Origin of the sequence: Hymenobacter plasmatis (assembly GCF_020711255.1) — a bacterium.
GTDB lineage: Bacteria > Bacteroidota > Bacteroidia > Cytophagales > Hymenobacteraceae > Hymenobacter.
On sequence record NZ_JAJFAW010000008.1, the window covers coordinates 87305 to 99795 of the forward strand.

At 58.1% G+C, this 12491-nt stretch carries 11 protein-coding genes and 1 pseudogene; 1 reads left to right on the top strand and 11 read right to left on the bottom strand.

The annotated features are described in order from the left end of the window. Positions 1-141: 141 nt before the first annotated feature. Positions 142-312 (bottom strand): annotated as a pseudogene (locus tag LJ738_RS21460) (histone H1); the annotation flags it as partial. 255 nt (positions 313-567) lie between these two features. Beyond that, complete coding sequence (locus LJ738_RS07880; RefSeq protein WP_227785788.1) at positions 568-1815, bottom strand: aminotransferase class I/II-fold pyridoxal phosphate-dependent enzyme; 1248 nt, start codon at positions 1813-1815, stop codon at positions 568-570. A gap of 216 nt (positions 1816-2031) precedes the next feature. Here LJ738_RS07880 and accC point away from each other — a divergent pair, with 216 nt between their 5' ends. After that, on the top strand, positions 2032-3543 hold the full coding sequence (accC, locus tag LJ738_RS07885; RefSeq protein WP_227785789.1) for an acetyl-CoA carboxylase biotin carboxylase subunit: 1512 nt from the start codon (positions 2032-2034) through the stop codon (positions 3541-3543). Between the two features lie 108 nt (positions 3544-3651). Here the strand turns inward: accC and LJ738_RS07890 are convergent, their stop codons facing one another. The 9 genes from LJ738_RS07890 to rpsO form a co-directional block, all read right to left on the bottom strand. Further along, positions 3652-4446, bottom strand: a complete 795-nt coding sequence (locus LJ738_RS07890) for a bestrophin-like domain (RefSeq protein ID WP_227785790.1) — start codon at positions 4444-4446, stop codon at positions 3652-3654. Positions 4447-4531: 85 nt separating this feature from the next. After that, complete coding sequence (locus LJ738_RS07895; protein ID WP_227785791.1) at positions 4532-4981, bottom strand: RES family NAD+ phosphorylase; 450 nt, start codon at positions 4979-4981, stop codon at positions 4532-4534. An 8-nt stretch (positions 4982-4989) separates the two neighbouring features. After that, entirely contained in the window at positions 4990-5430 is a 441-nt protein-coding gene (locus LJ738_RS07900) for an Xre family toxin-antitoxin system antitoxin (protein WP_227785792.1), read from the bottom strand. 138 nt (positions 5431-5568) lie between these two features. Continuing rightward, positions 5569-6288, bottom strand: a complete 720-nt coding sequence (gene bshB1, locus LJ738_RS07905) for a bacillithiol biosynthesis deacetylase BshB1 (RefSeq protein ID WP_227785793.1) — start codon at positions 6286-6288, stop codon at positions 5569-5571. Positions 6289-6394: 106 nt separating this feature from the next. After that, positions 6395-7459: a peptidoglycan DD-metalloendopeptidase family protein gene (locus LJ738_RS21465; protein WP_317206788.1), complete on the bottom strand. Its 1065-nt coding sequence runs from the start codon at positions 7457-7459 to the stop codon at positions 6395-6397. A gap of 180 nt (positions 7460-7639) precedes the next feature. Beyond that, positions 7640-8575 (bottom strand): thioredoxin-disulfide reductase, encoded by a 936-nt coding sequence (gene trxB / locus LJ738_RS07915; protein WP_227785794.1) that lies wholly within the window; start codon positions 8573-8575, stop codon positions 7640-7642. A gap of 196 nt (positions 8576-8771) precedes the next feature. Then, entirely contained in the window at positions 8772-9635 is an 864-nt protein-coding gene (locus tag LJ738_RS07920; protein ID WP_035566352.1) for a sigma-70 family RNA polymerase sigma factor, read from the bottom strand. Between the two features lie 121 nt (positions 9636-9756). Then, positions 9757-11928: a polyribonucleotide nucleotidyltransferase gene (gene pnp, locus LJ738_RS07925; protein WP_227785795.1), complete on the bottom strand. Its 2172-nt coding sequence runs from the start codon at positions 11926-11928 to the stop codon at positions 9757-9759. Positions 11929-12129: 201 nt separating this feature from the next. After that, complete coding sequence (rpsO, locus tag LJ738_RS07930; protein ID WP_068195160.1) at positions 12130-12405, bottom strand: 30S ribosomal protein S15; 276 nt, start codon at positions 12403-12405, stop codon at positions 12130-12132. Positions 12406-12491 lie beyond the last annotated feature (86 nt).

Below are 12491 nucleotides of genomic sequence, written 5' to 3' on the forward strand. Positions count from 1 at the left end.
AAAGTAAAAGCAGCCGGTAGCCGCGTTACCTTACTTCTTCTTAGCAGCCGGAGCAGCCTTCTTGGCAGCAGCGGGAGCGGCTTTCTTAGCAGGAGCAGCTTTCTTAGCAGCACCGCCGGCAGCCGAAGCGGCACCAGCACCGGCGTTCTTGGTGTTCTGCACTTCGGTGCGGAACGCCTGGGCCATCGTCTTCAGCTCCTGCATGCCTTTACGTACGCGGGTGCCGGCAGCAGCATTCTGCTTGTCGTAGAATTTCGAAAAGTCGTCTTCGAGCGACATCACGAGGTCCTTCAGTTTGCCGAAATTGTTCATCGGGATTTGGGGGTTTGGGGTGAAAAATGAATTTGTTGTGGTGTTAAGCCGGCCCTAATATACAGGGATTTCAAATGCAAGCAAGTTTTCCACTTTTTTTCTAAAACCCCCTCCCCTGCTTTTGGGGGCCGATTTTGCCAAAAAAAAGGCCATTTGCGCAAAGTTGAGCTACTCCCATTAGCTTGGTATAGTACAAAAACAAACGCGCCGGCCACCCTTGCGGATGACCGGCGCGAAGTGCCGTAAATGGCTTTTCTAGGCCGTTTGGACGGTAACCTGCGTTTTGCTGTAAAGCCCTTTGTCGAGCTTAGCCGCCATGGCCTCAAACGCCACAATCGTTTCCTGTACGTCGTCGAGCGTATGCATGGCCGTGGGGATGAGGCGGAGCATAATCACGCCCTTGGGCACCACCGGATACACCACGATAGAGCAGAAAATGCCGTGATTCTCACGCAAATCGAAGGTTAGGGCCGTTGCGTCGGACAATTCACCGTTCAGGAACACCGGCGTTACCGGCGACTCGGTGGTGCCGATGTTGAAGCCTTTCTCGCGCAGGCCGCCCTGCAGGGCCCGCACGATGGTCCAGAGCTTTTCGCGGTATTCGGGGTGGTTGCGAATCAGTTCCAGGCGCTTCAGCGCCCCAATTACTAATGGCATGGGCAGCGATTTGGCGAAAATCTGGCTACGCATGTTGTATCGCAAATATTCAATCACGCTTTCTTGTCCGGCCACGAACGCGCCGATGCTGGCCATGCTCTTGGCGAACGTGTAAAAAATTAGGTCTACGCCCTCTACGCAGCCCAAATGTTCGGCTGTGCCGGCTCCCGTAGCGCCCAGCGTGCCAAAACCATGAGCATCGTCAACGAAGATGCGGAAGTCGAATTTCTTCTTCAATTCCACGATTTCGGGCAGCTTGCCGAGGTTGCCCGACATGCCGAACATGCCCTCCGTAATTACCAGGATTCCGCCGCCGGTTTCGTCGGTGAGGCGCTTGGCGCGCTCCAGCTGCTTCTCGAGGCTGGCCATGTTGTTGTGCGGAAAAACAAAGCGCTTACCCTGGTGTAGGCGCACGCCGTCGATGATGCAGGCGTGCGACTCGGCGTCGTACACAATCACGTCGTGGCGGTTCACCAGCGCATCGATGATGCTCACCACGCCCTGGTAGCCGAAGTTGAGCAGCAGCGCGCCGGGCTTGTTCACGAAATCGGCCAGCTCGTTTTCCAGCTGCTCGTGCAGGGTGGAGTTGCCGCTCATGATGCGGGCGCCCATGGGGTACGCCATGCCGAATTCGGTGGCACCGTCGATGTCGGCTTGCCGGACTTCGGGGTGGTTGGCCAGGCCCAGGTAGTTGTTTAGGCTCCAGGTAAGCACCTCTTTGCCACGAAACTGCATGCGGGGCTGAATTTGGCCCTCCAGCTTGGGAAAGGCAAAGTAGCCGTGAGCGTAGTGCGACTGCGAGCCAAGGGGGCCACGGTTGGCCGAAATCCGGTCGAAAATATCCACTGAAAAAACGGGGTGTTAATGTGAAGAGTTAGGCGGGGGAAGAGCCAACTGTGGCGAAGAGAAATTTGCTCGCAGTTAGCCCAATGACAAAGGTAACCCTGAGCCCGGGATGTACACAATTTGGGCTTGATAACGCTAATATGCGAACGATGTTTGACGCAGGCATGCGCTTTCCAACTTTCTTTGTGGTTCGAACCTGAACTGTTAGCGAATTCGATGAAGAAAATCAACAAGCTGCTCGTCGCCAACCGGGGCGAAATTGCCCTGCGCGTGCTGCGCTCGGCCAAGGAAATGGGCATTGCCACCGTGGCCATCTACTCCGAAGCCGACCGCAACGCCCTGCACGTGCGCTATGCCGACGAAGCCGTGTGCGTGGGCCCGCCCTCCTCGGCCCAGAGCTACCTGCGCGGCGACAAGATTCTCGAAGTTTGCCAGCAACTGGGCGTCGATGCCATTCACCCCGGCTATGGCTTCCTGAGCGAGAACGCCGGGTTTGCCCGGGCCGTCCGCGCCGCCGGCCTGATTTTCGTCGGCCCTTCGCCCGAGGCCATGGAAATCATGGGCGACAAGCTCTCGGCCAAGCAAGCCGTGAAAGCATACAACATTCCCCTGGTGCCGGGAACCGATGAGGCTATTTCCGATGTGGGCGCCGCCAAGCAGATTGCCCAGGAAGTGGGCTTTCCCATCCTCATCAAGGCCTCGGCCGGTGGAGGCGGCAAGGGCATGCGCATCGTCAACGGTGCCCACGAGTTTGAGGAGCAAATGCAGCTGGCCATCAACGAGGCCACTTCGGCTTTTGGCGACGGCTCGGTGTTCATCGAGAAGTTTGTGACCGGCCCGCGCCACATCGAAATTCAGGTACTCGGCGACGAGCACGGGAATATTGTGCACCTGTTCGAGCGCGAGTGCAGCATTCAGCGCCGCCACCAGAAGGTGATTGAGGAAGCGCCTTCGTCAGTGCTCACGCCGGAGCTGCGCGCCCAAATGGGCCAATGCGCCGTAGACGTGGCTCGCGCCTGCGATTACACCGGCGCCGGCACGGTGGAGTTTCTACTCGACGACCAGCACAACTTCTACTTCCTGGAGATGAACACCCGCCTGCAGGTGGAGCACCCCGTTACGGAGCAAATCACGGGGCTCGATTTGGTGAAGGAGCAAATCAAAGTAGCTCAGGGCGAGCCCCTGGCCTTCCGGCAGGAAGACCTCACCATCACCGGCCACGCCCTGGAGCTGCGCGTGTACGCCGAGGACCCGCAAAACAACTTCCTCCCCGACATCGGAACCCTAACCACCTACGTGCGCCCCCAGGGCCCCGGCGTGCGCGTCGACGACGGCTTTGAGCAGGGCATGGACATCCCGATTTACTACGACCCGATGATTGCCAAGCTGGTCACCTTCGGGGCCGACCGCGCCGAGGCCATTGCCCGCATGCTGCGCGCCATCGAGGAGTATAAAATCACCGGCATCGAGACCACGCTGCCCTTTGGGTCCTACGTGCTGCAGCACCCCGCCTTCGTCAGCGGCAACTTCGACACGAACTTCATCCGCGACCATTTCACCCCCACCACCCTGGCCCCCACCGCGCCGGATGATGCCACGGCGAGAGTAGCTGCCACGCTCGGCGCCATGCTCCTCAGCGACAAGAAACCCAAAGCAGCAGTAGCAGCTGGCGATATGGCTGGCGCGGATGTTTCAGGTTGGCGTCGGAACCGCTCGGGTGTGCGGTAGGAATTCAGATAAAGAGAGAAAAGGCCCGGCTGAGTTAGTCGGGCCTTTTTGTTTTATGGTATGGTGCTTTTTTAAAGCTTGATTCCCTTTACTATGAGGGACTCTTTACTACTTGCCTGACTGCATCAGCAGCATTACCTCTGCCATGGGTTGCTGGCTTATCTTAAACCCATGCTGCACAGTAGCATCCATAGCTGCAATCACCGTAATAACCAGCGCAAATGATGCAGCCAGCACGGGTACCCCAGCCAGCCGACGGGCGCTGAACATACCGGTTTGGTACCCGATGCTAAGCATGCTCATGGCTGATAGCAGGTTTAGTACAGCCCAGATTATGCCTGGAATGTGGTAGTTCAACGCCACGGTTTTGCGGGTGGTATGCACGTTAAACACCTCACTTAGCGAGTTGATGAAAAGGCTGCGCAACTCCGAATCCATATTTTCCTGAGCCAGCGAAGCTGCCTGTTCCCACATTAACCGCTGTATTTCATTGGTGCGGGGTTCGCGCTTTTTGGCTGCGGCCAAATCAGGAAGCGAGGTAATATTGAGGCGCAATGCCACATACTCCGGAAAAAGCTTTCGGAGTGCCTGCCCCTGCTTTTCCGGTAAAAGGCGCGTGTATTGGTATGCAGTTCGAATCCGGTTGGCATCCTCAATTACCAACTCCCGCCGGGTATCAAACCGGGAGGACGTCATGGCAAACGTAAAGGCAAGGAGGAAGGCTAACAAACCAAGAATGGCCCCCACCAGCGCCGATACGGGCTGCTCCGGTTCTCGTAACCCTTTCCGAATCAGCAATCGGCCCAAGCGGAACCCCGCCTCATTGGCTCCCAATGCAACTCCGACCACCAATACAAATAGTGCCCAGGAGGGCAAAGCCGATATGAAAACCGCGGTGTCCATGAGTACTGCATACGAGCACCTGCCTATTCAGGACAATTTCCATACAGCACTGGTAATCAATCCACCTCCTGAATAATCAACCTCTTTACGCCTTGATGCGTGGGTCAAATTCAAAGTCCTCCCAGCCCACAATGCGTACCTGCCCAAAATCCGGATGGCGGGTGTTGAGCACGTAGTTGTGCTCGTGGGCGATGATGGAGGACGGCACCCGCAGCACGGCAGCCTTTTGGCGCTGGTACCAGCTGGTCCCTAACGGCTGGCAGCGGGCGTAGTGGCGCGGGAATTGCCAGTCGGCGGGCATTTGGTCCAGGGTTAGCTCTTCGATGAGCAGGGCATCGGGAATTTCGATGCGGATGACTTTGAAGAGGCTGTTGAGGCCTTCGCCGCTGCGGTGCACCACGTTTTCAAGGCAAGCCAGCGCGCGGCTGCCGGCCGCGTAGATGACCATCTGGCCGCGCTGGTTCCAGCGGCCGGGGTTGCCGGATGCCACTAGTTCGCCGGCGTACTTCGCCAGGCATATGCGGTATACTTCCACGCGGGGGCTTAGGCGAAATCGCCGTGGGCGATGCGGTCCACTTCGTCAGCTACCAAATCGATGCCGCCGCTGGTTTCGAGCAGGGTCAGCGGGGGCTGGTTGTCGAGGCCGTAGGCGGGCTTGTCGAGCCAGCGGCGGAAGGCCGACACCGAGCCAAATACTTCTTCGCCCAGGCGGGCCAGCGCCAGCAATTTCAGCACCTGCTCGCTGGGGGCCGGGCCCAAGCGTTTCTTGCCTTGGCGGTAGGTCCGCAGGGTTTTGGTGGTGGTGTGGAGCAGGTCGGCCAGTTCGTCGGCGCTCAGCTGCAGCAGCGCAGCCACGTCGAACGCCGTTTTGGCGAGCACGCCCGTGCGCGCCTCCATCACCAAGGCGAAGGAATCGGCCACGGTGGCCTGTAGCCCAAGCAAAGCAGGCGAATAAACGGCGGAAGAGTGAGCGGCGGCAGTCATGAGCACAGGCGAAGAATGCATTCCCAAAGATGGGAATATTTTCCGTAGTAACGGGAAAAACTTCCGCTTTGTTCCAGCCCAATTCAGTTGCCGTTAGCTCAACCAGACGTTCCGCTCGCTCCGTCCTGGCTGGAACCGCTAAATCAAGTCGCTCAGTTCGCGCACGCCTACCGGCCGGTGCACCGTAAAGCCCTCGCCGAATTCCACGCCGATGATGTGGCCAAAGTCGCGGGCGCGGGCTTCCATGAATTTTGAAAACTCCTGGCTCGACAAGTAGGTGGCCGGCTCGTCGCTCGCGGGGTTGAAAAACTGGCTGCCGTAGGCCAGAACACTCTCCCACCGCTTGGCCCAATACGGGGTAACGTCCACCACAAAAGCCGGCACAATGGCGCGGTCCTGAATGTAGTGGTACACGTGTTTGGGCCGCCAGGGTGTTTGGGGCGTGCCGTCGTGGTCCAGGGTTTCAACCATGCGCAGGCCGGCCAGAAAGCAGGCTTCCGTGGCCAGTTGGGCTGCGCGCCCATGGTCGGGGTGCCGGTCGTGGATGGCATTGGCCAGCACAATCTCCGGCTGATAGCGGCGAATGGCGGCAATAAGCGGCAACTGGTGCTCCCGGTCGTTGCGGAAGAAGCCGTCTTGCAACCCCAGATTTTCGCGAACACTCACGCCCAGAATCTTCGCCGCTGCAGCAGCCTCTGCGGCCCGGATGGCGGGCGTACCGCGCGTGCCCAGCTCACCCCGCGTAAGGTCTACAATCCCTACTTTTTTGCCGGCCGCCACGGCGGCGAGCAAGGTGCCAGAGCACGTCATTTCCACGTCGTCGGGGTGCGCGCCCAGAGCCAGAATATCGAGTTTCATGTGAGGTCGGTTTTTAGCTCAATTTCAGAAATAGGCCGTACCAAAAGCCAGATGCTAATGCCGTTCTTTCAACAGCATTAGCATCTGGCGATAATTGACTAGAAGTCTACTTCACCCGCAGCTTACGCCCCGGCTGAAGCGTTTTCACGCCAGGATTCAGCTTTTTCAGAGTGCTTACGCGCACCCCGTACCGTTCGGCTACTTCCGAGAGGGTATCACCCGACCGAACCTTGTGCGTAACCACCTGCCGCGCCCGCGAAGGCTGGCCGTGGCTGCTGCTCCCGCGGTGCTGCAGCGCGCGGCTGTAATAGTTAAACAGCTGCGAGGTGATGGTAAAATTGTCCTTCCGAAGCTTGTACTCCGGGAAGTTGTACATCAAGGCCGGGTTGATGGGGTTGCCCTGATAGCGCACTTCATAGTGCAGGTGCGAACCCGTGCTGCGCCCCGTGCTGCCACCGTACCCAATGAGCTGGCCGGCTTTAACAAAGGTACCCACCTTCACCAGCGACTTGCTCAGGTGGCCGTAAATGGTTTCCAAGCCGTTGTAGTGCCGCACCAGAATGTAGTTGCCGTAGCCACCGCCGTCCCAGGCATTGATGCGCACCACCCCATCGAACGCCGACTTCACCGAGTCGCCGGTTTCCAGGTCCAGGTCCATGCCGTAGTGCCAGCGGTAGCCCCGAAAGGCAAACCCCGAAGTGATGGGCGTAGTAACCAAGGGCATCTTGGCATAGCGCTGTCGGGGCACGTCGGTTAGCTTCAGCTTCAGCGAGTCGCGGTAGCTGCGACCATCTACCCGGTAGGGATTCACGCTGTGCGTGTCCCAGATGGAGTAATAACCGGCCACCTTAACCCACGACGAGTCGATGAGCACTTCTTCCGACATCTCCACGATTTCCTGGCCGCCGTTGTTTAGCGTCGAGGTGTCTTCGCTTACGATGCTGAGCTTCTTGGCTGGGTTGAAGTATATGGATTTTGCCGCGTCAGAATTATCGTCGGGCAATTCTTCGGTCTCGATTACCGTGGTGGTATCCGGCCGCACGTAGCGCATTCGTGGCGTTTTGATGCGAAAGAAGTCGGAGCCCCCGGAGGTGCTGCCGGCCCGGGCCTTGGTGCGCGGGGCCTTGCGGCGTTGCGCCTGGGCTGGGTTCAGCCCAACCAGGAGCAGCAAAAGCGTCAGCAACAAGAGGGCCGGGCGCCAATAGATTGTTTTCAGGAAAGACAAAAGCGAACAGGAAAAAGGCCGGCCGCGAAGAAAACGCCTTCGCTTTCGTGCCGTTCATGCTAAACAAAGCGGTTAGTAAAGACGAATCACAAAGCTCGTCCCTACTAACACGTCAATGCAACGATTTTAGTGCACGCCCAGTGCAGCTAAATATCGTTCGGCGTCGAGGGCGGCCATGCAGCCGGTGCCAGCAGCCGTCACGGCCTGCCGATAAGTGTAGTCCTGCACGTCGCCACAGGCGAAAACGCCGTCGATGTTGGTCTTGCTCGTGCCGGGAATCGTCTTCAGGTAGCCCTGCTCGTCGTGGTGCAGGTAGGGCTGAAAAATCTTGGAATTGGGCTCGTGCCCAATGGCCACAAAAAAGCCGGTCAATTTAATTTCCCGAGTTTCGTGAGTCAGCAGGTTTTTCACGCGCACGCCTTCCACACTGTGCTCACCCAGAATCTCATCCGTCACGGTATCAAACAGCACCTCAATCTTGGGGTTGTCCAGCACGCGCTTCTGCATGATTTTGGAAGCTTTCATTTCGCCCTTGCGCACTATCATGGTCACTTTGCTGCACAGGTTGGCGAGGTAGGTTGCCTCCTCCGCAGCGGTGTCGCCAGCGCCCACAATGGCCACATCCTGGCCCCGATAAAAGAAGCCGTCGCACACGGCACAGGCCGACACGCCCGAGCCATTCAGCCGGGCTTCTGACGGAATGCCCAACCACTTGGCCGAGGCGCCAGTAGCAATAATCACGGTATCGGCCGTCAATTCCAGCGTTTCGTCGATGGTGACCTTACGCGGGTGCACCGAAAAGTCTACCGCTGTGGCAATGCCATAGCGGATGTCCGTGCCGAAGCGGGCGGCCTGTTTCTTCAGGTCTTCCATCATCTGCGGGCCCATCACGCCATCGGCATAGCCAGGGAAATTCTCTACGTCATTAGTAATAGTGAGCTGGCCACCCGGCTGCAAGCCCATGTACATTACAGGGGCCATGTTGGCCCGGGCAGCGTAAATGGCGGCAGTGTATCCGGCCGGGCCGGAGCCGATAATCAGGCATTTGATGTGTTCAGACATTGGGTAAGCGGCGCGAAATCGAGCTTCGCGTATCAATAAACGTTGAAAAGAAACCGGCTGGCAGAACTGCCGGCGCAGAAATTGCAAGTTCTAAATCTATAGTAGCACTACCACCATACAGACGGCGGCAAAGGCTAAACTGTACAAAAAACCCCAACCTAACGGTCGGGGTTTTTCATTCTGCAAAACTAATTGATTAGCCGAGATAAGGCTTCAGCGCTTTCGAGCGCGACGTGTGCCGCAAACGACGAATGGCCTTCTCCTTAATCTGACGAACCCGCTCGCGGGTCAGGTTAAACTTCTCGCCGATTTCCTCCAGGGTGAGGGCGGCTTCACCGTTCAACCCGAAGTACAGGGTGATAACGTCGGCTTCGCGCTTGGTGAGCGTGCTTAGGGCACGCTGCACCTCCTTGCGGAGCGAATCGTTCATCAGGGCCATGTCCGGCGACTCTTCGTCCTCGTTTTCGAGCACGTCGAGCAAGCGGTTTTCTTCACCCTGTACAAACGGAGCATCCACGGATACGTGGCGGCCCGAGATTTTCAGGGTGTCCACCACTTCCGAGGTGGTCAGTTCAAGAACTTCGGCGATTTCTTCGGGCGAAGGCTCGCGCTCAAACTTCTGCTCCAGTTCCGAGAAGGACTTGCTTATTTTGTTCAGCGAACCCACACGGTTCAGGGGCAGACGCACGATGCGGCTCTGCTCGGCCAGGGCCTGCAGGATGGACTGACGAATCCACCACACAGCGTAGGAAATGAATTTAAAGCCTCGGGTTTCATCGAAGCGTTTGGCGGCTTTGATGAGGCCCAAGTTGCCCTCGTTGATGAGGTCGCCGAGGCTCAGGCCCTGGTTCTGGTATTGCTTAGCTACCGATACAACGAAGCGTAGGTTGGCTTTGGTGAGTTTCTCCAGCGCTTGCTGGTCCCCGTCGCGGATACGCTGCGCGAGCGTTACCTCCTCGTCGGGCGTGAGCAAATCAACCTTGCCAATCTCCTGGAGGTATTTATCCAGCGACTGGCTTTCGCGGTTGGTAATCTGCTTACTAATTTTTAGCTGTCTCATGGGACTAGGTAAGAACGATATCTGATGGGGTTATACGTAAGAAAAAGCCGCCCGGCCAGTCCCTCAGTCAGAGGAAGCCAACAGGCTCCCCCTGACATTAGTTCGGGACGTTCGGGTCAAGCTACGCTTTAGCTTCGCCGTTGCTGGCAGCAGCCGCTTCGGGCTTGGGCAGCAACACTTTGCGCGAGAGCCGGTACTTGCCGGTTTTCTTATCGATTTCCACCAGTTTCACGTCAATATCCTGCCCCACTTCCAACAAGCCTTCCAGGGTCTGAATCCGCTCGTGCGTCACCTCGGAGATGTGCAGCAAGCCGTCTTTGCCCGGCATGATTTCCACGAAGGCACCGTAAGGCTGGATGCTGCGCACCTTGCCCTTGTACACCTCGCCCACTTCCGGCTGGGCCGCAATGGCCCGAATGCGGTCGATGGCACCCTGCATGTCCTCCTGGTTGGAGGCGTAGATGCTCACGTGGCCCTTCTCGTCCTTCTCCTCGATGATAACAGTAGCGTTGGTATCCTTCTGGATTTGCTGGATGACTTTGCCACCTGGCCCGATTACCGCGCCGATGAACTCTTTGTCAATCAACATCTTGTGCGAGCGCGGCGTGTGAGGCTTCAACTCAGCAGCCGGGGCGGCAATGGTCTTCGCCATTTCGCGCAGGATGTGCAGGCGGCCTTCGCGGGCCTGGTGCAGCGCGGCGGTCAGAATCTCATTGCTCAAGCCCTGGATTTTGATGTCCATCTGGCAGGCGCAAATGCCTTTCTCGGTGCCGGTTACTTTGAAGTCCATGTCGCCGAGGTGGTCCTCGTCGCCGAGAATGTCGCTCAACACCGCGTATTCACCGGTTTCCTTGTCTTGTACCAGACCCATGGCGATACCGGCCACAGCAGCCGAAATCTTCACGCCGGCATCCATCAGCGCCAGCGAGCCAGCGCATACCGTGGCCATCGAGCTGGAGCCGTTCGACTCCAGGATGTCCGACACGATGCGGATGGTGTAGGGGTTCTCGTCATCGGGCGGCAGCACCTGGCGCAGCGAGCGCAGGGCCAGGTTGCCGTGGCCGATTTCGCGGCGGCCAGCGCCACGGTTCGGCTTTACCTCACCGGTCGAGAAACCGGGGAAGTTGTAATGCAGCATGAACTTCGAGTAGCCCTTGGTGAGGGGCTGGTCCACAATCTGCTCGTCGAGCTTGGTGCCGAGCGTAGCTGTGGTCAAGCTCTGGGTTTCGCCGCGGGTGAAGATGGCCGAGCCGTGGGCACCGGGCAGGTAGTTGATTTCCGACCAGATGGGACGGATTTCGGTGAGCTGGCGGCCGTCGAGGCGCACCCGCTCCTTTACCATCATGTCGCGGATGGCCTTCTTCTCAGCCGCGCTGTAGTAGCGGCTGAACATCTTCATGTCCAGCTCAGGCTGCTCAGCCAAGAGCTTCTCCAAAAACGCCTTTTTCACTTCCGAGAAGCCTTCCTTGCGGCCACCTTTGCTGGTGTTGCCGGAGCGGGCCACGGCGTAAGCGTGCTGGTAAATGTTGGCGTGGATGTGTTTCTTCAGGTCATCGTTCTCCTCGTACTGAGGATACTCGCGGGTGGGTGAGTTGGCTTCACGGCCTACGGCTTCTGCCAGGTCCTTTTGCAGCTGGCACTGAGCCTTGATGGCTTCGTGGCCGAAGGCAATGGCCGCCACCATCTCTTCTTCGCTCACTTCCTTCATGGCACCTTCCACCATGGCCACAGAGTCGGCCGTAGCACCTACCATGAGGTCCATGTCGGCGCGGGCCAGGTCGGAAGTCTTGGGGTTAATCTGGAACTGGCCGTCGATGCGCGCGACGCGCACTTCGGAAATGGGGCCAGCAAACGGAATGTCCGAAATCGACAAAGCAGCCGAAGCGGCCAAGGCGGCCAGCGCGTCGGGCTGAACTTCTTTGTCGGCAGAGATGAGGGTAATCATCACCTGCACTTCGTAGTGGTAGTCCTTGGGGAACATCGGCCGCAGGATGCGGTCGACGAGGCGGCAGACCAAGATTTCGTAGTCCGACAGGCGGCCTTCGCGGCGCTGGAACGAGCCGGGGATTTTGCCGGCCGAGCCGAATTTCTCCTGGTAGTCTACCGACAGCGGCAGGAAGTCAACGCCTTCGCGCTGGCTCGGGGCCGAAACCACCGTAGCAAGCAGCATGGTGTCGCCGAGGCGAACCACAACGGCGCCGTCGGCGAATTTGGCCAGCTTGCCGGTTTCGATGGAGATAACGCGGCCGTCAGGCAGCGCCAAGGTTTTGGTAATGGCGTGGGGTTGGGACATCAGCGGGATTTGCTTAGAAAAGCGACAGCGGGCGAGCAGCCAAAAACGAACACCGCTAGCGGCATTCGTTACTCAGGAAAACACAGCAACAGCGCGCCGATACAAAACAGTGCCACGGGCCAGCCTCGGCGCAAAACCGACCCGAACAAAAAAAGAGTAGGGAACCTTCGTTGGAAGGCTCCCTACTCTCAGACTCTGGACTTACTTACGGATGCCCAGCTCCTTGATGATGGCGCGGTAGCGGTTGATTTCGCGGTGCTGCAGGTAGTCCAACATGCGGCGGCGCTTACCTACCAGCTTCAGCAGGCCCAAGCGCGTGCTGTGGTCCTTCTTGTTGGCCTTGAGGTGCTCGGTGAGGTGGTTGATGCGGTGGGTGAAGAGGCCAATTTGAGCCTCGGCCGAACCGGTATCGGTTTTCAATTTCTGCAGGCTGTTCTTTTCGAAAATGGCCTGTTTTGCTTCTGTAGTTAAAATCATCGGTTGATAGGTGTTACCCCGTCTTAGATTTTGGAATGAAAAAAATGTTGATTTGATACCCCACACATTGGGGTGCCGCAAAGGTA

Bases quoted from the DNA above. Each gene is read 5' to 3' on its own strand.
- rpsO (WP_068195160.1), bottom strand. From the start codon at position 12,405: ATGATTTTAACTACAGAAGCAAAACAGGCCATTTTCGAAAAGAACAGC.
- LJ738_RS07900 (WP_227785792.1), bottom strand. From the start codon at position 5,430: ATGACTGCCGCCGCTCACTCTTCCGCCGTTTATTCGCCTGCTTTGCTT.
- LJ738_RS07920 (WP_035566352.1), bottom strand. From the start codon at position 9,635: ATGAGACAGCTAAAAATTAGTAAGCAGATTACCAACCGCGAAAGCCAG.
- LJ738_RS07890 (WP_227785790.1), bottom strand. From the start codon at position 4,446: ATGGACACCGCGGTTTTCATATCGGCTTTGCCCTCCTGGGCACTATTT.
- trxB (WP_227785794.1), bottom strand. From the start codon at position 8,575: ATGTCTGAACACATCAAATGCCTGATTATCGGCTCCGGCCCGGCCGGA.
- bshB1 (WP_227785793.1), bottom strand. From the start codon at position 6,288: ATGAAACTCGATATTCTGGCTCTGGGCGCGCACCCCGACGACGTGGAA.
- pnp (WP_227785795.1), bottom strand. From the start codon at position 11,928: ATGTCCCAACCCCACGCCATTACCAAAACCTTGGCGCTGCCTGACGGC.
- accC (WP_227785789.1), top strand. From the start codon at position 2,032: ATGAAGAAAATCAACAAGCTGCTCGTCGCCAACCGGGGCGAAATTGCC.